General features: G+C 66.8%; 18 protein-coding genes. 7 read left to right on the plus strand and 11 right to left on the minus strand.

What is annotated here, in order from left to right; genetic code table 11:
- The first annotated feature begins 157 nt into the window (after window positions 1–157).
- The 3 genes from AC5P8Y_RS10490 (at window position 158) to AC5P8Y_RS10500 (ending at window position 3746) form a co-directional block, all read left to right on the plus strand.
- Window positions 158–1657 (plus strand): peptide MFS transporter, encoded by a 1500-nt coding sequence (locus tag AC5P8Y_RS10490; RefSeq protein WP_065178867.1) that lies wholly within the window; start codon window positions 158–160, stop codon window positions 1655–1657.
- A gap of 19 nt (window positions 1658–1676) precedes the next feature.
- A complete protein-coding gene (locus AC5P8Y_RS10495) occupies window positions 1677–2282 on the plus strand; it encodes a thioredoxin family protein (RefSeq protein WP_049402778.1) in 606 nt (201 codons plus the stop codon).
- Window positions 2283–2606: 324 nt separating this feature from the next.
- The gene (locus AC5P8Y_RS10500; RefSeq protein ID WP_464049365.1) at window positions 2607–3746 is read left to right on the plus strand and encodes a hypothetical protein; all 1140 of its coding nucleotides are present in this window, start codon (window positions 2607–2609) and stop codon (window positions 3744–3746) included.
- 31 nt (window positions 3747–3777) lie between these two features.
- Here AC5P8Y_RS10500 and AC5P8Y_RS10505 read toward each other — a convergent pair whose 3' ends face one another.
- Both AC5P8Y_RS10505 and AC5P8Y_RS10510 read right to left on the minus strand, forming a co-directional pair.
- The gene (locus AC5P8Y_RS10505; RefSeq protein ID WP_033833882.1) at window positions 3778–4833 is read right to left on the minus strand and encodes a PDDEXK nuclease domain-containing protein; all 1056 of its coding nucleotides are present in this window, start codon (window positions 4831–4833) and stop codon (window positions 3778–3780) included.
- Between the two features lie 375 nt (window positions 4834–5208).
- Window positions 5209–5766 (minus strand): MarR family winged helix-turn-helix transcriptional regulator, encoded by a 558-nt coding sequence (locus AC5P8Y_RS10510; RefSeq protein WP_005411341.1) that lies wholly within the window; start codon window positions 5764–5766, stop codon window positions 5209–5211.
- A 66-nt stretch (window positions 5767–5832) separates the two neighbouring features.
- On the opposite strand from AC5P8Y_RS10510, the gene hppD reads away from it, so the two are divergent.
- Together hppD and hmgA are read left to right on the plus strand one after the other, a co-directional pair.
- Window positions 5833–6945 (plus strand): 4-hydroxyphenylpyruvate dioxygenase, encoded by a 1113-nt coding sequence (gene hppD / locus AC5P8Y_RS10515; protein ID WP_005411340.1) that lies wholly within the window; start codon window positions 5833–5835, stop codon window positions 6943–6945.
- Window positions 6946–7030: 85 nt separating this feature from the next.
- Window positions 7031–8329: a homogentisate 1,2-dioxygenase gene (gene hmgA / locus AC5P8Y_RS10520; RefSeq protein ID WP_005411339.1), complete on the plus strand. Its 1299-nt coding sequence runs from the start codon at window positions 7031–7033 to the stop codon at window positions 8327–8329.
- An 84-nt stretch (window positions 8330–8413) separates the two neighbouring features.
- On the opposite strand, the gene AC5P8Y_RS10525 is transcribed toward hmgA, so the two are convergent.
- Window positions 8414–8950, minus strand: a complete 537-nt coding sequence (locus tag AC5P8Y_RS10525; protein ID WP_033833880.1) for a hypothetical protein — start codon at window positions 8948–8950, stop codon at window positions 8414–8416.
- A 125-nt stretch (window positions 8951–9075) separates the two neighbouring features.
- On the opposite strand from AC5P8Y_RS10525, the gene AC5P8Y_RS10530 reads away from it, so the two are divergent.
- Together AC5P8Y_RS10530 and AC5P8Y_RS10535 are read left to right on the plus strand one after the other, a co-directional pair.
- Window positions 9076–9732, plus strand: a complete 657-nt coding sequence (locus tag AC5P8Y_RS10530; RefSeq protein WP_495201960.1) for a hypothetical protein — start codon at window positions 9076–9078, stop codon at window positions 9730–9732.
- A gap of 75 nt (window positions 9733–9807) precedes the next feature.
- Window positions 9808–10767, plus strand: coding sequence for a sodium:calcium antiporter (locus AC5P8Y_RS10535; RefSeq protein ID WP_495201961.1), 960 nt, complete (start codon window positions 9808–9810; stop codon window positions 10765–10767).
- Window positions 10768–10841: 74 nt separating this feature from the next.
- Here the strand turns inward: AC5P8Y_RS10535 and AC5P8Y_RS10540 are convergent, their stop codons facing one another.
- From AC5P8Y_RS10540 to AC5P8Y_RS10575, 8 genes are all read right to left on the minus strand, one after another.
- Window positions 10842–11231 carry a Na+/H+ antiporter subunit G gene (locus tag AC5P8Y_RS10540; RefSeq protein WP_049402775.1) on the minus strand — a complete coding sequence of 130 codons (390 nt, stop codon included), beginning with the start codon at window positions 11229–11231 and terminating at the stop codon, window positions 10842–10844.
- The gene (locus AC5P8Y_RS10545; protein WP_005411334.1) at window positions 11228–11512 is read right to left on the minus strand and encodes a K+/H+ antiporter subunit F; all 285 of its coding nucleotides are present in this window, start codon (window positions 11510–11512) and stop codon (window positions 11228–11230) included. Before AC5P8Y_RS10545 ends, AC5P8Y_RS10540 begins: the two co-directional genes overlap by 4 nt.
- Complete coding sequence (locus tag AC5P8Y_RS10550; protein WP_005411333.1) at window positions 11509–12015, minus strand: Na+/H+ antiporter subunit E; 507 nt, start codon at window positions 12013–12015, stop codon at window positions 11509–11511. The genes AC5P8Y_RS10545 and AC5P8Y_RS10550 overlap by 4 nt, the downstream gene beginning before the upstream one ends.
- Window positions 12012–13547 (minus strand): monovalent cation/H+ antiporter subunit D, encoded by a 1536-nt coding sequence (locus AC5P8Y_RS10555; RefSeq protein ID WP_033833876.1) that lies wholly within the window; start codon window positions 13545–13547, stop codon window positions 12012–12014. Before AC5P8Y_RS10555 ends, AC5P8Y_RS10550 begins: the two co-directional genes overlap by 4 nt.
- Window positions 13544–13936, minus strand: coding sequence for a Na+/H+ antiporter subunit C (locus AC5P8Y_RS10560; RefSeq protein WP_005414705.1), 393 nt, complete (start codon window positions 13934–13936; stop codon window positions 13544–13546). The genes AC5P8Y_RS10555 and AC5P8Y_RS10560 overlap by 4 nt, the downstream gene beginning before the upstream one ends.
- Entirely contained in the window at window positions 13936–16764 is a 2829-nt protein-coding gene (locus AC5P8Y_RS10565; RefSeq protein ID WP_049433488.1) for a monovalent cation/H+ antiporter subunit A, read from the minus strand. Before AC5P8Y_RS10565 ends, AC5P8Y_RS10560 begins: the two co-directional genes overlap by 1 nt.
- Window positions 16765–17097: 333 nt before the next feature.
- Window positions 17098–17583 carry an Mpo1 family 2-hydroxy fatty acid dioxygenase gene (locus tag AC5P8Y_RS10570; RefSeq protein ID WP_005411329.1) on the minus strand — a complete coding sequence of 162 codons (486 nt, stop codon included), beginning with the start codon at window positions 17581–17583 and terminating at the stop codon, window positions 17098–17100.
- Between the two features lie 201 nt (window positions 17584–17784).
- A complete protein-coding gene (locus AC5P8Y_RS10575; protein WP_164133450.1) occupies window positions 17785–18711 on the minus strand; it encodes a phosphoribosylaminoimidazolesuccinocarboxamide synthase in 927 nt (308 codons plus the stop codon).
- Between the last annotated feature and the right edge of the window lie 68 nt (window positions 18712–18779).

Raw genomic sequence — 18779 nt, forward strand, 5'->3', positions numbered from 1 at the left:
CGACGGCTAAATCGTTTCAGATGCAAGTTCAGCGAGCAGGCTGGCACCTGCCTCAAACGGCGTGTATTTGACGTGAACGCCAGAAGTCGGTGATCCTCGCGCGTTGCTCCAACTGCACAGCGGACGTGCTCGTCATCCACCGAACCAGGAAATCCGCATGAGCGTAAACGCCACTGCGAACACCCCAGAGCCGGCGCTGCCGGACTTCAAGACCACGCTGGGCCACCCGCGCCCGTTGTGGATGCTGTTCATGACCGAGTTCTGGGAACGCTTTGCGTTCTACGGCATCCGCTGGGCCTTGGTGCTGTACATCGTCGCCCAGTTCTACAACGGCAGCGCTGCCGGTGAAGGCGACGCCAGCCGCATCTATGGCGCCTACCTGGCCCTGGTATACGCCGCGGCCATCTTCGGCGGCTACGTGGCCGACCGGGTACTGGGCTACCAGCGCTCGATCCTGACCGGCGCGATCATCATGGCCGCCGGCCTGTTCATGATCTCGCTGCCGCAGGAGCACATCTTTAAGCTCGGCCTGGCCACGATCATCGTCGGCAACGGTCTGTTCAAGCCCAACATCTCGACCATGGTCGGCAAGCTGTACGGCCTGAAGGACGAGCGCCGCGATTCGGGCTTCACCATCTTCTACATGGGCATCAACATCGGCGCGATGATCGCCCCGGTGCTGACCGAGTACCTGGCCCGCAAGGTGTTCGGTACCGATGCGATGCCGTCCTACAAGGTCGTGTTCATCGCCTCGGGCGTGGGCATGCTGATCTCGCTGGTGTGGTTCTACATCGGTCGTGCCGGCCTGAAGGGCATCGGCGCACCGCCGGCCGGCGCGGAAGGTTTCGGCCGCATCATCATGGTGCTGGCCGGTGCCGTGGTCGCCATCCCGGTCGCGTACTTCCTGCTGGCCACCGGCGCCACCGCGCTGGCCTGGATCCTCGGCGCGATGTTCACCGCGCTGGCCATCCTGCTGCTGGTCGAGGGCATCCGCGAAGGCAAGGTGCAGCGCGACCGCGTGATCGCCATGCTGATCATCTTCGCCTTCAACGTGATGTTCTGGATGTTCTTCGAGCAGGCCGGCAGCTCGTTCACCTTCCTGGCCGAGAACATCGTCAACCGCCAGTTCGGCAGCTGGACCTTCCCGACCGCGTGGTTCCAGTCGGTCAACTCGGTGGCGATCATCACCCTGGCCCCGGTCATCGCCTGGATCTGGGTGGCGATGGGCCGCGCCAATCCGTCGATCCCGCGCAAGTTCGGCCTGGGCCTGCTGTTCAACGGCGCCGCCTTCGCGCTGCTGATGTTCGCCCTGTCGCAGATGGTGGTGGACGGCAAGATCCCGTTCTGGACCCTGTTCATGGTCTACGTCATCCAGTCGGTGGGTGAGCTGTGCCTGTCGCCGATCGGCCTGTCGATGGTGACCAAGCTGGCCCCGGTGCGCCTGGTCGGCTTCGGCATGGGCGGCTGGTTCCTGTCCACCGGCATCGGCAACAACCTGTCGGGCATCTTCGCCGGCGTGGTCAGTGGTGAAGGCGGCATGACGGTCGAGTCGGCCCTGAAGGGGTATACCTTCGGGTTCTGGGCCCTGATCGGCTCCGGCGTGGTGCTGTTCCTGATCGCCCCGCTGATCAACAAGCTGATGCACGGCGTCAAGTAACGATGAGAGGGTAGAAGGCATGCGCATGAAGCTCGGTGGAGCAGTGGTGGTGGTCTGTGCGGCGCTGATCGGCGCCTGTTCCCAACCGCAACCGCCTGCCGCCGCCGAGCCCACGCAGCCCCTGGATACCCGACCCACCGAACCACCGGTCGCTGACCCCAGCGAACCGGTGGCCTCGGGCAACACCCCGGTGGCGGCGGATATCGCCGCCATCGCCGGGCTCGGCGCGCAGTTCGACCCGGCCCGCGACCCTGCCGATGATCTGGCCACCGCCAAGGTGGAAGCCCAGCGCGGCAAGAAGCGCATCCTGCTGGAGGTCGGCAACGCCGCCTGCGACCGCTGCCATGCGCTGGATGAGATCGTGGAAGGCAACGGCGACCTGCGCCGCTTCCGCGATGCCCACTACGTGTGGGTGAAGGTCAACGCCAGCGACGAGCAGCCCAACACCGCCTTCTTCGCCCAGTTCCCCGAGATGGAGCGCGACTATCCGCGCCTGCTGGTGCTCGATGCCGATGGAAGCCTGCTGGTCTCGCAGGCCACCGGCGAACTGCGCAGGGGCGAAGCCTTCCAGCCGGCACGGGTGAGCGCGTTCCTGAAACAATGGGCACCTGACAAACCGGAATAGGGGTAGTGCCGGCCGCTGGCCGGCAGGGGTGGTGGTGGGTGGGTGCCGACCGCTGACCGCCACCCCCGGTGGGTGCCGATCGCTGACCGCCATCCCCGGTGGGTGCCGACCGTTGACCGCCATCCCCGGTGGGTGCCGACCGTTGACCGCCATCCCCGGTGGGTGCCGACCGTTGGTCGGCACAGAAGTGCATCCACGCATGGCGTGGATCTACTGTGGTTGCGGTCACATTCCCGGAATCGGCATCTCAATATCGCAACGCGCTCGCCGTTACCGGCAAGGACCTCAGTCGACATCCCGTCGATGCAACCTTCCGGAACGCCCATGCACAGCGACCACGCCGAACGACTGCCCGAACCCGCCAGTGAGTTGGCCGAGGGTGGAGCAGGCGAGGGCGTAACCCTGCCGCCGCAGGAGGCGCTGCTGGATGACACCGGAACCGGCGAGGCCACCGTCGACCTGGCGCCGCCGCGCCATCGCCTGCCGCAGATCGCGCTGCCCGACAACGTGGTGCTGAAGGGGGCGGTGCAGAAGCTGGTCGAGCAGAAGTCCCGGCTTGATGCGCTGGCCGCCGACGGCCAGCTGGCCGGGCTGCTGCCACCGGAGTGGCAGGGGCACGGCGTGCGTGCGATCGAGCTGTCCACCTTCATCCAGGGCGTGCTGCCATTCCTGCAACCCGGCGAACGTGGCGAAACCGCGCCCGCGCGCCTGCTGGTGCGCCATGTGCTGGGAGACGACAGCCGCTGGGGCCTGGAGGATGTCGCCGAACCGAAATCGCTGGCCTGGTACCTGGCCAGTGACGAACGCGCCACCGCTGGCAGCAAGGACGTGGCCGAGGCCTATCTGGTGGGTGCGCTGGGACTGGCGTGGATGCAGGAAGGGCGCAGCCGCCCCGGCTTCCTGCGCGCGATGGGGCAGGACAGCCTGGCCGCGCGGGTGACCATGCTCGGCTACCCGCCGGCCAACGAACTGGCGCTGTACAGCGTCACCGCGCATGGGCAGCAACAGATCTGGTGCGTGCATGGCCGCCGTCGCATGCGCCCGCTGGTGGCGCCGTGGCTGAGCGTGCCGGTGCTGACCGCGTATGGCGTGCCGGCGCCGGTCGCGTGGCCGTCCAGTTTCCCGCCGGTGGAGGCCGTGGCCGAGCTGCTGGCGACCGCACGGCAGGGGCGCGCGCTGCCGGAAGTGGACCTGGCCAAGGCGGTGGCGAAGATCGCCGAGGACGCCGCCTCGGAAGCCTGGCAACCGGTCAGCCTGCTGCAGCTCAATACCTGGTCACCGCGTTGGCATTTCTTCCTGGGCACCTTCGTCGGCCTGCCGTCGCTGCTGCTGGTGGCGGCGGCGCTGGCGCTGCCGGGGGCGGTCGAAGCAGCCACGGTTGCGGCTTCCCTCGGCTTCGCCGGTGGTGCCATCGCGGCGCTCGCGGTGCCGTGGATCCATGCACGGCGCAAGCATCTGAGCTGAAGCATGAACGCCATCCGCGCGTGGCGTAGATCTACGGGAGGCCGGGCGCCGCGGTCTGCAGCTGCTGCCGCGCCCGCTCCATGGCAGTCTGCAATCTTTGCTTGAGGACCTCCCGGGAGGGCAGCGTGGTCAGGTACTCCGCAACATGGATGCCTGAGCGATCCAGCTCCAGCAATTCAATCTGGCCCGCTTTCTTCCCTGTGCAGAGGATGATGCCCAACGGCGCCTGCTCGCCGTCCTCACGTTCGTACCGGTCCAGCCAGCGCAGATAGAGTTCCATCTGTCCCTTGTAGGCCGGCTTGAACTCGCCGATCTTCAACTCGATGGCAATTAGTCTGCGCAGGCGCCGGTTGTAGAACAGCAGGTCCAGGTGGAAGTCATCGCCGTCGATCTGGATGCGCTTCTGGCGGGCGACGAAACTGAAGCCCGTGCCAAGTTCAAGCAGGAAGCCCTGCATCTCGCGAAGGATCGCGGTTTCAAGGTCCTGCTCGTCCCAGCTGTCCTTGAGGCCAAGAAAGTCCAGTACGTAGGGATCACGCAGTACCAGCCCTGGAGACAGCTGCTGGTTGCCGCGCAGTGCCGCCAACTCTTCGGCGATGGTCTGCTCTGGCTGACTGGAGAGTGCCGTGCGCTCATACAGCATCGAATCGACGCGCTGGCGCAGCGTACGTACACTCCAGCCCTCGGTGGCGGCCATCTGTGCATAGAAGTCGCGCTTGAGTGGGTCCGCCAGTGGGATCAGCGCGATGAAATGGGTCCAGCTCAATTGTCGTATCAGCGATACGACAATCTGCTCGTCTGCAAATGCGATGGAGAACTGCACCATCCGGCGCAGGCTCTTCTCACCGAAGGATGTGCCGAACTCGGCAGACAGCGCCTTGGCGATCCGGGTGAAGAGAACCTCGCCGTAACGCGCACGCTGCCCCGCCATCTGGTCAACATGGATGCGACGGCCGATTCGCCAGTACAGCAGCGTCAACTCGGCGTTGATGGACCTGTGCATCCTGCTGCGCGCTGCGCAGATCAGCTCTCTGAGATCGGCCAGCAATTCCTGGCCATGCGGCGACGTTGAACGCGAGTCATCCATGAGGGAGCCCGTTCGATGTGGATGGCCGGGCTGATACCCGTTGAACGTTTACCGTCCGGCCGCACACGTGAGCAGTCCAATAGGAGAATTCACTGGATCAGCCCGTTCCGATACACCAGCCTGGCGGAAACGGGCCGTATCGGGCCAATGCGGAAATGCCGCTGGGCGAAGGCGACACTTCAGGACGGGATCTGCGGAAGGTGAATGCGTCCGATGGCATCGTTCGCGGTCGGTCCGCAGTCCGCCAAGAAGCGGGTCCCGTCAGATCAAAGGGGGCGGACGGCAATCGCCCAGCCACTGTTCCGCTACCGGCCGGGGTCGGCACCCGCGACTTGGGGCCCAAAACGACTTAATCCCCTCCGTCCCCTTTTTCTTTTAGACCCCTTCGCCCATCCGCTCCAGGCCTTCGCCGGCCAGGCGCAGGATCAGCTTCTCCAGCACCTGCTCTTCCTCTTCGCTCAGCACCGACATCAGCTTGCGGGTGATTTCGATCACCATCGGCGCGATGGTCTCGTACACCTCGAAGCCGGCTGCCGACAGCGCCAGCACCGAGCGGCGGCGGTCGTCGCCGTGGGTCTCGCGCTTGATGAAGCCGCGCTCCAGCAGGCGGGCCACGGCACGGCTGACCGCCACCTTGTCCATCGCCGTGCGGTCGGAGACCTCGCTGGCCGAGGAGCCCGGGTACAGCGCCAGGATGGTGATCACCCGCCATTCGGGAATCGCCAGACCGTAACGATCGCCGTATAGCTTGGCGATGTTGCCGCTGACCCGGTTGGACAGCACGCTCAGCCGGTACGGCAGGAACTGTTCCAGGTCGAGCAGGACGTGCGAGGAACGCAGGCGGGTCGAAACGGGATCGGCGGGGCTCATGTTGCGGTGCACCTTGCTGGTGGTTTCAAGTGTAACTATAAGGGGTAGGTCCAGACCCTGCATTCTCGCCGGGTCCCTACCTGCCCGCACCTGGTTTGTACCGATGCGGTACCGATTCGGAGCCACGCCATGAATACCGCAGTCCCGACCGCCTCGCATCCCAACCCCGGCATGCAGGTCACCACCTTCGAGAACCCGATGGGCATCGACGGCTTCGAGTTCGTCGAATTCGCCGCCCCGGCCGGCCGTGGCCAGGAGCTGCACGAGTACTTCCGGAAGATGGGCTTCAGCGCGGTGCTCAAGCACAAGCAGCGTCCGATTACCGTCTATCGCCAGGGCGACGTCAACTTCCTGGTCAATGAGGACCCCGATTCGTTCGCCGCCGACTTCGCCGAGAAGCACGGTCCGTGCGCCTGCGGCTTCGCCATCCGCTTCAAGAAGCCGGGCCAGGAGGTCTACCAGACCGCGCTGGGCAACGGCGCCGAAGCCATCGCCTTCAAGCCGGACAGCAAGGCGGTCAGCGCGCCGGTCATCAAGGGCATCGGCGACTGCATGCTGTACCTGGTCGATCGCTACGGCAGCGCCGGCAGCATCTACGACGGCGACTACGAGCCGATCGCCGGTGCCGACCTGCACCCGGTGGGCTTCGGCCTGACCTTCATCGACCACCTGACCCACAACCTGTATTTCGGCAACATGCAGCAGTGGTCGGACTACTACGAGCGCCTGTTCAACTTCCGCGAGATCCGCTACTTCGACATCAAGGGCCTGAAGACCGGCCTGGTGTCCAAGGCGATGACCGCGCCGGATGGCATCGTGCGCATCCCGCTGAACGAATCGTCCGACCCGAAGAGCCAGATCAACGAATACCTGGACGCGTACAAGGGCGAGGGCATCCAGCACATCGCCTGCTTCACCGAGAACATCTACGAGACCGTCGAAGCGATGCGCGCGCAGGGCGTGGACTTCCTCGATACGCCGGAGACCTACTTCGACGTGATCGACCAGCGCGTGCCGAACCACGGTGAAGACGTGCCGCGCCTGGCGAAGAACAAGATCCTGATCGATGCCGATCCGGAAACCCACCAGCGCAAGCTGCTGCAGATCTTCACCCAGAACTGCATCGGCCCGATCTTCTTCGAGATCATCCAGCGCAAGGGCAACGAAGGCTTCGGCGAAGGCAACTTCACCGCACTGTTCGAGAGCATCGAGCGCGACCAGATCCGCCGCGGCGTGCTGTAAGGTCTGCAGGCAATGTCGGCGTCCCGCCGGCATTGCCTGTCCGAATGGTCGTGCCGGCCGCTGGCCGGCAATCTCTGGAGTTCCCATGTCCCCCGCCATCACCGCCCGCGGCTACCAGTCCGGCTTCGGCAACGAATTCGCCACCGAGGCCGTTGCCGGCGCGCTGCCGGTCGGGCAGAACTCACCGCAGAAGGTGGCCCACGGCCTGTACGCCGAACAGTTGACCGGCACCGCCTTCACCGCGCCGCGTGGCAGCAACCGCCGCAGCTGGCTGTACCGGATCCGCCCGGCGGTGACCCATGGCGAGTTCACCCCGTTCGCGCAGTCGCAGCTGCAGTGTGATTTCGGCGCACAGCCGGCTTCACCGAACCAGCTGCGCTGGAGCCCGCTGCCGCTGCCGGAGCTGCCGACCGATTTTGTCGAAGGCCTGTACACGATGGGTGGCAACGGCTCGCCCGATGCGCATGCCGGCGTGGGCATCCACCTATACGCTGCCAACCGCGACATGGTCGGCCGCTACTTCTACGACGCCGACGGCGAGCTGCTGATCGTGCCGCAGCTGGGCGCGCTGCGCCTGCTGACCGAGCTGGGCGTGATCGAGATCGAGCCGCAGCAGATCGCGGTGATCCCGCGCGGCGTGCGCTTCCGCGTTGAACTGCCCGATGGCCCCAGCCGCGGCTATATCTGCGAGAACTACGGTGCGCTGCTGAAGCTGCCCGACCTTGGCCCGATCGGATCCAACGGCCTGGCCAATCCGCGCGACTTCGAGACCCCGCATGCGGCGTTCGAGGACGTCGATGGCGATTTCGAACTGATCGCCAAGTTCGAGGGCCGCCTGTGGCGTGCGCCGATCGACCATTCGCCGCTGGACGTGGTGGCCTGGCACGGCAACTACGCGCCGTACCGTTACGATCTGCGCCGCTTCAACACCATCGGTTCGATCAGCTACGACCACCCGGATCCGTCGATCTTCCTGGTGCTGCATTCGCCCAGTGACACCCCGGGCACCAGCAACATGGACTTTGCGATCTTCCCGCCGCGCTGGCTGGTGGCGCAGAACACGTTCCGTCCGCCGTGGTTCCACCGCAACATCGCCAGCGAGTTCATGGGCCTGGTGCATGGCGCCTACGATGCCAAGGCCGAAGGCTTCGTCCCGGGTGGCGCATCGCTGCACAACTGCATGAGTGGTCACGGCCCGGACGCGCCGACCTTCGACAAGGCGTCCAATGCCGATCTGTCCAAGGCCGATGTGATCAAGGACACGATGGCCTTCATGTTCGAGACCCGCGCAGTGATCCGCCCGACCGCACAGGCGCTGGCCGCTGGCCACCGCCAGGGCGATTACCAGCAGTGCTGGAACGGCCTGCGCAACAACTTCCGCTGACCCTAAAAAGGGGACGGAGGGGATTAAGCCGCAATCAGCACACGTGTGCCTGAAACGGCTTAATCCCCTCCGTCCCCTTTTTCTTCAGGCGACCTCGGCGAACGCGTCGCAATGCTCCAATGGCAACGCCTCCAGCAGGCGCTGCCGTACGCGCTGGCAATAGCCATCCGAAGTGAGCGTGGGCAGCAGCTGCATTGCCGACTGCAGTCGCTGCAGCACCTCGTCCTCCGCACGCGCTTGCTGCAGGTCGCGGAACAGCGCCGCCGCCTGTGGATGCCGCTGCATTTCCAGGATGCCCAGCACGTAGATGCGCGCTGCCACCAGTGAGCGCCGGCGTTCGACCGCGGGTGCAGCAGGTGTCGCTGCCGGCGGCGCGGGCACCGGCGCTACCGCGGCTGCGGTCGACGGTGCTGGGGTCGTGGCGCCCGTGCCGGTGCTCAGGTACCCCGCCTGTACCAGCTGGATGACCATCGCCGGTGCTTCCTGGCCGAGCAGACCGGTCAGGTCGGCGACGGTACGCTGGCCGTCGCACAGGATCAGCAGCCGGCGCTGGCGCATGTCCAGCGGCGCGCGGTGGGCCTGCAGCGCGGTTCGGGCGAGATCGGTCTTGCGCGGTTGCATGGAAGGGACGGCCAGGTCGGTGCTCGCCGAGCCTGAACGAAGGCGATGAAACCGCGATGACAATGCAGCGCCTGCACACCGGATGGGCTAGCGTGCAGCCATCCTTGTGCCAGGGAACCGCACCGATGAAGCACCTTCCGCTTGCTGGTCTGTTGCTCCTTTCGCTCACCGCCTGCAGTGCTGGCCCCGACAAGCAGGGGGCGGCCGGCAGCGGCAGCGACACCCCGGCGGAAACCGCCTCGGCGACCGGACCCGCGCAGTCGACGGATCCCGACCTGGCCACCCGTCCAGCCAATGACCGTCGCGAGGACAGTCCCGCGCGCCTGGATGGCTTCGCTGGGGCGAAGCTGGGTGCCGGCATCGCCGAGGTCCGTGCCGGCTTCGGCACGCCGCTGCAGGGTCTGGGCACCGATGAGGCCGGCAAGCCACTGCCGGCTGACGACAGCAACGACGGCTGCTACTTCCTGCGCCCGCAGGATGCCGAAGATCCGCGCCTGATGATCGAGGGCCGCAAGCTGGTGCGCTACGACGTGCGCAGCGCCGCCATCACCGCACCGGGCGGTGGCAAGGTCGGCATGACCCTGGGTGAGCTGCAGGTGCTGTATCCCGAGCGCGCGGACGTCGGCCCCGACAAGTATGACGAGAAGGCCCAGCACCTGCGCGTGCGGCCGGCGCAGGAGGGCGGGGCGGTGATCGACTTCGCACTCGGTGCCGATGGCCGGGTGGGTGCCTGGCGCGTCGGACAGACCCCGCAGGTCGATTATGCGGAAGGCTGTGGCTGATCCTTGATCCACGGCCCAGCCGCGCGTACGGGCCAAGCGTAGAATCGCGCCACGAGACCGCTGGGGGAGTGCTCGATGATCGCCATTGCCATTGTCTGGTTCCTGCTCGGCCTGCTGCTGCTGGCATTGGGCGGGGACTCCATCGTCAAGGCCGTGTCCGGCCTGGCCCAGCGTTTCGGGGCCAGCCCATTCACTGCCGGGCTGTTGCTGCTCGGGGTGACCACCTCGTTGCCGGAACTGGCAGTCAACGCGCGCGCCCTGGCGGTGGGCCAACCGGAGCTGGCACTGGGCAACGCGGTGGGCAGCAGCATCGTCAACCTGGGCGTGACCCTGGCCGTGGCGGCCATGGCTGCGCCCCTGCTGCTGCGCGCGCGCCTGCAGACGGTGCTGTGGTGGTCGCTGCTGGCGGCGGGTGTGCTGCTGATCCTGTTCGGGCTTGATGGCGGCCTGGCACGTTGGGAAGGCGGCATACTGCTGGTCGGCTTCATCGTGGTGCAGGTGCTGCTGCTGCGCCGCGGTCGCAGCGAGAGCGCGGAGGTGCAGGTGGCCATCGCCGAGTCCGCACTGAGCCGCACCAGCCTGCCGTTGAACGTGCTGCGCGTGCTGATTGCCGCGTTGACGCTGTACTGGGGCGCGCGCCTGGTGGTGGGCGCCGCCGCCGACTTCGGCGCCGCCCTGGGTTGGACGCCCCTGCTGGTCGGCCTGCTGCCGGTGGCGATCGGTACCGCACTGCCGGAGGTGACCACCGCCATCGCCGCCGCGCGTCGCGGGCATGGCGACATGGTGCTGGGCCACGTGCTGGGTTCCAGCGTGGTCAACCTGCTGCTGGTGATCGGTGCGATGGCCGTGCTGCAGCCGCTGGCGCTGCCGGCCTCGTTCGTGCGCCTGGAACTGCCGGCGCTGCTGGCGTTCGCGCTGGTGCTGTACCCGATGCTGCGTGGCGACCTGAAGATCAGCCGCGGCGAAGGTGTGATCCTGCTGGTCGCGTTTGTCGGCTGGTTCGTGCTGGAGCTGCTGCTGGTCGGCGCGGCATGAGGTAGTGCCGGCCGCTGGCCGGCAACCTCACTGCCTCTGACGGAACCCTTGCCACTGCCGGCCAGCGGCCGGCACTACCGGTTCTGCGTGGTTTTTTCTTCCCGCACCGGCTCCGGCGGCGGCAGCTGCTCCTCGGCGGCACGTTCGTTGCCCGGCAGGGTGGGGCGGGTCTCCATCAGCAGCGACAGCGCGGCCTTGGCCATCATGTGCGCGCTGATCGGTGCGGTGATGAACAGGAACACGGTGATCAGCAGCTCGCGCGGCTGCGGGTCCTGGCCGAGGAAGATGTGGTAGCAGACCGAGCACACCAGCACGCAGCCGACGCCCAGCGTGCTGGCCTTGGTCGGCGCGTGCAGGCGCTTGAAGAAGGTCGACAGCTTCACCAGGCCCAGTGCGCCGACCAGGATGAAGAAGCAGCCGAACAGCAGCAGGATCGACAGGCCGATCTGGATCGCGGTGATCATTCGACGATGTCCCGGCGCAGCACGAACTTGCTCAGCACCACGGTGCTGCCGAAGCCGAGCATGGCGATGATCAGCGCCGCCTCGAAGTAGATCGGCGAATTGAGGTACATGCCGAACAGCATCAGCTCGGCGATCGCGGTCACCGACAGGGTATCCAGCGCAAGGATGCGGTCGGGCACGGTCGGCCCGCGCAGCAGGCGCCAGGTGGCCAGCAGCATGGCCAGGCCGACCACGTGCATGCACACAACCAGGGTGGTCTGGATGACTTCAAAACCGGTCATGGGAAGATCTCCATCAACGGCGCCTCGTAACGGCGCTTGATCGTATCGATCAGGTCCTGTGGGTCCTCCAGGTGCAGCACATGCACCAGCAGGAACTTGCGGTCGTCGCTGAGCGCGGCCGAGACCGTGCCCGGGGTCAGGGTGATCATGCTGGTCAGCGCGGCGATGCCGTGGATGTTGGCGATGTCCAGCGGCAGCCAGATGAAACCCGGGTGGATGTTCTTTTCCGGGCCCAGCACCTGCAGGGCGACGCGGATGTTGGACATCAGGATGTCCCACAGGGTCACGCACACCAGCCTGGGCAGTGGCCGCAGGGTGCCGATGCGGGCGAACTCGCGGTCCAGGCGCGCGGCGAACAGCGGCACCACCACGCCCAGCAGCAGCCCCAGCACGATCTGGCCGAGGGTGAAGCTGTCGGACATCAGCAGCCAGAACGCCACCACCATGATGCTGAGCATCGGCGAGGGAATCAGGCGACGGAACAGGGAGCGCTGGGCGGTCATGGCTGGCGGATCTCCGGCGTGGTCGCACGCAGTTGCTGCACGTACTCGCTGGGTTGCAGCAGCTGTGCGGCGGTGGCGTCGGTGTAGCGCATCAACGGTGCCGCGGCCACGGTCATGCCGATGCCGTAGGCCAGCAGCAGGCAGGCGGCGTAGAGTTCTACCCGGCGCAGGGGAGCCTTGCGCGGCTTCGGTGCATCGGGATCGACCGGCGGCACGCGCCAGAACAGGCGGATGCCGCCGCGGGTCAGGCCCATGATCACCAGCAGGCTGCTGACCAGCACGGCGGTCCAGACCGGGCCGGTGTACTGCGCCGGCATGCCGGCCAGCAGTGCGGCCTTGGCCAGGAAGCCGGACAGAGGCGGCAGGCCGGCCACCGACACTGCCCCGATCAGGAACAGCACCGCCGGCGTTTCCTTGCCCGGCATCGGCGCCACCACCTCCTTGCGGTCGCTGGCGCCACCACGGCGGCGGCGGATCAGGTCGGCAACCAGGAACAGCGCAGCGGCCACGAAGCTGCTGTGCGGCAGGTAGTACAGGCCGGCCGACAGCACCTGCGGCGTGCCCACCGAGAAGGCGATGAACAGCGTGGCTGCCGACACGATGACCAGGTAGGAAATCAGTACGCGCAGGCGGGTCGCGGCCAGGGCGCCGAGCCCGCCCAGCACCAGCGTCGCCACGCCGGCCCACAGCAGCCAGTCGCGGCCATAGCCGGCCATCGCGCCGGCATCGTCGCCGAACCACAGCATCTGGATGCGCAGCACCGAATACAGGCCGACCTTGGTCATGATCGCGAAGAGCGCCGCCACTGCGGCCGGCGCGCGCGAATAGGCTTCCGGCAGCCACAGGTACAGCGGCATCAGCGCGGCCTTGGCGCAGAACACCAGCAGCAACAGGCCCATCGTAGCCTTCACCAGGGTCAGCTGCGTCGGCGGCACCGCGGCGATGCGCTGCGACAGCTCGGCCATGTTCAGCGAACCCAGCGTGGCGTACAGCAGGCCCAGCGCGATCAGGAACAGGGTCGAGGCGGTGACGTTGAACACCACGTAGTGCAGGCCGATGCGCATGCGCAGGCCGCGGCCACCGCTGAGCAGCAGGCCGTAGGAGGCGATCAGCATCACCTCGAAGAACACGAACAGGTTGAAGATGTCGCCGGTCAGGAACGCGCCGTTGAGGCCGACCAGCTGGAACTGGAACAGTGCATGGAAGTGCGGTGCGCGGCGGTCCCAACCCGAGCAGGCGTGCAGCAGGCAGGGAATGGCCAGCAGCAGGGTGGTCAGCAGCATCCATGCCGACAGCCGGTCGGCCACCAGCGCGATGCCCAGCCGCGACGGCCAGTCGCCCAGCAGGTAGACGTTGATGTCACCGCCCGCGGTCGACGCGAACAGCAGGCCCACCGCAAGCGCCAGCGCCGACAGTGCAGTCCAGGCCACCGCGCGCTGCACCCTGGGGCCGTAGCGGCGGTGTTCGACGAACAGCGACAGCGCGGCGCCGAGCAGCGGAATCAGGATCGGCAGGATCACCAGATGGTTCATGCGCGATCCTCGCCCTGGCGCGGCGAGGCGCTCTCATCCTGCAGGTCGTCGTCGGGCTCGTGGGCGTCCACATGGTCGCTGTGGTTGTCGCTGCGGCTGCGCATGGCCAGCACGATGCTCACTGCGGTCATCGCGAAGGCGATCACGATCGCGGTCAGCACCAGTGCCTGCGGCAGCGGGTCGGTGTAGTTGCCCAGGTGGCTGTCCACGCCCTCCTGCAGCACCGGCGCCTTGCCCAGCACCACGCGGCCACCGGCGAAGATCAGCAGGTTGGTGGCGTAGGACAGGAAGGTCATGCCGAGGATCACGTCGAAGCTGCGTGCACGCAGCAGCAGGTAGATGCCGATGGCGGTCAGCACGCCGATCGCGGTAGCCAGGGCCAGTTCCATCAGTGCATCTCCCCGGTGCGGGCCGAACGGCGTTGCAGGTCGATCTCACCCTTGCGGGCAGCGCGGGTACGTGAGGGCTTGATCGTGCCCATCATCGACAGCATCAGCATGGCGCCGCCGAACACCACCAGATACACGCCGATGTCAAAACCGATCGCGCTGGCCAGCGGCACGTCGCCGATCAATGGCAGATGCAGGTCGAGGTGGCCACTGGTCAGGAACGGCACGCCGAACAGCATCGAGGCGCTGCCGCTGAGCAGGGCGATCAGCAGCCCCATGCCGATGCAGCGGATGTAGTCGAAGCCGAAGCGCGATTCCACCGACGCGGTGCCCTGGATCACGTACTGGATCAGCAGCGGCACCGCCAGCACCAGGCCGGCGATGAAGCCACCACCGGGCGCGTTGTGGCCGCGCAGGAACAGGAAGATCGACACGGTCAGCGTCAGCGGGAACATGATCTGGGCCAGGTCGGCCGGTACCGGCAGCTTGATCGGCGGGCCGGGCATGATCTGTTCCGGTGCCATCCGCGTGCGCCGCAGCAGTGCGTGCACCACCAGCGCGGCGATGCCGAACACGGTGATCTCGCCGAAGGTATCGAAGCCGCGGAAGTCGACCAGGATCACGTTGACCACGTTCTGGCCGTAGGCCTCGGGCAACGCACGGGCGAGCAGTTCGCCGGCCATGGTGTTCGGCGGCAGGGTCATCGCCGAATAGGCCAGCGCACCCAGCCCGGCGCCGGCGATGATCGCGATCACCGCATCGCGGCGCTTGCGCCAGCGCGGGCGTTCCGGCCCGGACTGCGCGGGCAGGTAGTTCATGCCCAGCAGCATCAGCACCAGCGTCACCATCTCAACGAGCAGCTGGGTCAGGGCCAGGTCGGGTGCGGACAGGAACACGAAGGTCAGCGCCACCATCAGGCCGACGCCGCCGACCAGCAGCACCGCCAGCAGGCGTTGCTTGTAGATGCGCAGGGTGGCCACGGCGCAGGCCATCATCACCAGCCACAACGCCCAGCCCAGCAGCGGCATCGGCTGCGGCGCGGTCCAGTTTGGCGACGCCGGATTTGCCACGAATGGCGCGGCGGCAACTGCGATCGCCACCAGCACCAGGCCCAGCAGCATGCGCTGCAGGCTGCCGTTGGCGATGCCGTTGGTCAGGCGCATGGCCAGTGCGGACACGGCATCCAGCTGTGCATGGAACACATTGCGGCCAGTGCTGACGTTGGTCACGGCATGCAGGTTGATCAGCTTGCGCAGGCCGAAGTACAGCGCCACGCCGCCGATCACGCCGATCGCGCTCATTGCCAGCGGCAGGTTGAAGCCGTGCCATACCGCCAGGCTGTATTCGGGCATGGCGCTGCCGAGGATCGACGCCGCAGCGGCATGCAGCACCGGTGCCACGGTCAGTGCCGGGGCGATGCCTACTGCCACGCAGATCACCACCAGCAGTTCCACCGGTACCTTCATCCAGCGCGGTGGTTCGTGGGGCACGCGATCCAGGTCGTGCGGGCCGGCGCCAAAGAAGGTGTCGTGCACGAAGCGCAGGCTGTAGGCCACCCCGAACACGCCAGCCAGCAATGCGGCGATCGACACCGCCGTGCGCATGATTCCCGGGCCTCCGGCCGTGATCGCCTCGGCAAACAGCATTTCCTTGGACAGGAAGCCGTTGAGCAGCGGGATGCCGGCCATCGCCAGCGAGGCGATGATCGCCAGCGCGCTGGTGAACGGCATCAGCCTGCGCAGGCCGCCCAGCTTGCGCATGTCGCGGGTGCCGGTCTCATGGTCGATGATGCCGGCGGCCATGAACAGCGAGGCCTTGAAGGTGGCGTGGTTGAGGATGTGGAACACACCGGCCACCACCGCCATCGGCGTGGACAGGCCGAACAGCAGGGTGATCAGGCCCAGATGGGAAATGGTCGAATAAGCCAGCAGGCCTTTCAGATCGTGCTGGAAGATCGCGTTCCAAGCGCCGATCAACAGCGTGATCGCACCGATGCCGCTGACCGTGTAGAAGAACAGGTCGCTGCCGGCCAGCGCTGGATGCAGGCGCGCCAGCAGGAACACACCGGCCTTCACCATGGTGGCCGAGTGCAGGTAGGCAGAGACCGGAGTGGGCGCGGCCATCGCGTGCGGCAGCCAGAAATGGAACGGGAACTGCGCGCTCTTGGTGAAGATGCCCGCCAGCACCAGGAACAGCGCGTACGGGTACAGCGCGCTGGCGCGGATCTGCTCGCCGGCGGCCAGCACCACGTCCAGGTCGAAGCTGCCGACGATGCGCCCGATCAGCAGTACGCCACCGAGCAGCGCAAGGCCGCCGCCGCCGGTGATCACCAGCGCCATCCGCGCGCCCTCGCGGGCGTCCTGGCGATGTGACCAGAAACCGATCAGCAGGAACGAGCTGATGCTGGTCATTTCCCAGAAGATCATCAGCAACAGCAGGTTGCCCGACAGCACCATGCCCAGCATGGCGCCCATGAACAGCAGCAGGTAGCAGTAGAAGCGGTGCGCGTTGTCCTGCTGGCTCAGGTAGTAGCGCGCGTACAGCACCACCAGCGCGCCGATGCCCAGCACCAGCCCGGCGAACATCCACGCCAGCCCGTCCAGGCGCAGGGTGAAGTCCAGGCCGATCTGCGGCAGCCAAGGGACCATCGTCCGCACCACCTGGCCGTCGAGTACGGACGGGGTCAACCAGCCGAGGATGGCCAGTCCGCCCAACGGCGCCAGCGCCGCCAGCCAGGCAGCAGTCGAGCGCGAACTACGGGGGAAGGCCGCAACAGCCGCTGCCATCAGGAACGGCAGGGCCAGCAGCAGGGGCAGGCTGGGGAGCATGCAGGGAATCCATGATTCACGAGCAGGTCAGGGAGGATAACAGGCTGCGAAATGTCGCTGAAACCCATCGAACAGCGATCAATTGCATGTAACGTCCGCTGATTCATATTTTCTGCGACGCAACATCGCGTTCCTGCGTCTTCTCCTCGCTTGCCCTCAGGGGACGCCCTACGCCCACGCAGGGAGACCGCAGGCCCTGTCGCACAGGGGCTGCCGTCGACGGGCGGGAAGTGGGGAGCGGATCACCGGCGCAGGCTGGCAGGGCCGTCGTGGAGTGCGGGTGATGGAATCTGCCCGTTCAGGAAACGAGGGGCGCCGTCGACCCTGGGCAGGTCAGTAGCGCCAGTCGAGCTTGCGGTAGAACTTGGCCATCACCCAGGCCGGGCCGATCAGCAGGTAGGTCAGGTCGGTCAGGAAGCTGGGCTTGCGGCCCTCGAACTTGTGGCCGATGAACTGCGCGATCCAGGCCACCACGAACACGCCCACCGCCAGCCAGAACAGGTTGTGCAGGCCGATTTCGGCCTCCAGCAGGCGGCACAGGCAGCCGAACACGAAGAACTGGATGAGCATGCCGATGCCCAGCGGGCGCGACAGTTTGTTGTAGAAGCACCAGGCGCTGAACATCGCGAACGCCGACCAGATGCCGTACTGGAACCAGGTGATCAGCGGCGGCAGGCACCAGAGCAGAGCCACCACCGACCACAGGATCGCCGGGACCGCCACCACGTGGATGCGCTGGTTGATCACATTGCGGTGGTCGTCGGAGTAGCTGGCGAAATAGCGGTCGATCGGCCGCGCAAGCTCGGTGGATGTCTGCATGCTGCGTTGCTTCCTCGGACAACGGTAGTACCGGCCGCTGGCCGGCACTCCAGAGCATAGCCGAGTTCATGAGATTGCCGGCCAGCGGCCGGCACTACCAGAGCCAGGCCATGCCTGGCTGCAGGTGTTCGCGAGGTTGCCGGCCAGCGGCCGGCACTACCGAACGCGCCCCCCGCCTTTCCGGCCGGGGGCGCAGGCGCATCAGTCGACGTTGATCCCGGCCAGGCGCTGCAGTGCCTCGGCATACTTGGCGCGGGTGCGCTCGATGATCTCGGCCGGGATGGTCGGGCCCGGGGCGGTCTTGCCCCAGTCCAGCGTCTCCAGGTAATCGCGCACGAACTGCTTGTCGTAGCTCGGCGGGCTGGTGCCCACTTCGTACTCGTCGGCCGGCCAGTAACGCGAGGAATCCGGCGTCAGCATCTCGTCCATGATGTACAGGCGGCCATCGGCGTCGGTACCGAACTCGAACTTGGTATCGGCCAGGATGATGCCGCGCTCGCGGGCGTAATCGGCCGCGAACTTGTAGATGCGCAGGGTGGCGTCGCGCACGCGCTCGGCCAGTTCCGCACCGACCTGCTTCACCATCGCATCGAAATCGATGTTCTCGTCATGGTCGCCGACAGCGGCCTTGGTCGAGGGGGTGAAGATCGGCTCGGGCAGCTGCTCGGCCTGGCGCAGGCCGTCGGGCAGGTCGATGCCGCTGACCTTGCCGGTGCGCTGGTAATCCTTCCAGCCGCTGCCGATCAGGTAGCCGCGGGCGATCGCTTCCACCGGCACCGGCTTCAGCTTGCGGGTGACCACCGCGCGCCTGGCATACAGGGCCGGGTCCACCCCTTCGGGCAGCACGCTGGCCACGTCGATGCCGGTCAGGTGGTTGGGCATCAGGTGCGCGGTCTTGGCGAACCAGAAGTTGGAGACCTGGCAGAGCATCTCACCCTTGCCCGGAATCGGGTCGGGCAGGACCACGTCGAACGCCGACAGGCGATCGGTGGCCACCATCAGCAGGTACTCGCCCGGCGGGGTTCCGGCTGGCAGCCGCTCGCGCGGGATATCGAACACATCACGCACCTTGCCGCGATGGCGCAAGGGCAGGCCGGGGAGATCGGATTGCAACAGCGTGGTTGGCACGGGCACTCCTGGGGCGTTGTCGATACGGCTGCTGCCCAACGGACCCGGCGGGCCCGCTGACCAGCGGG

Source organism: Stenotrophomonas sp. YJH_SMC_12-1 (assembly GCF_059370935.1).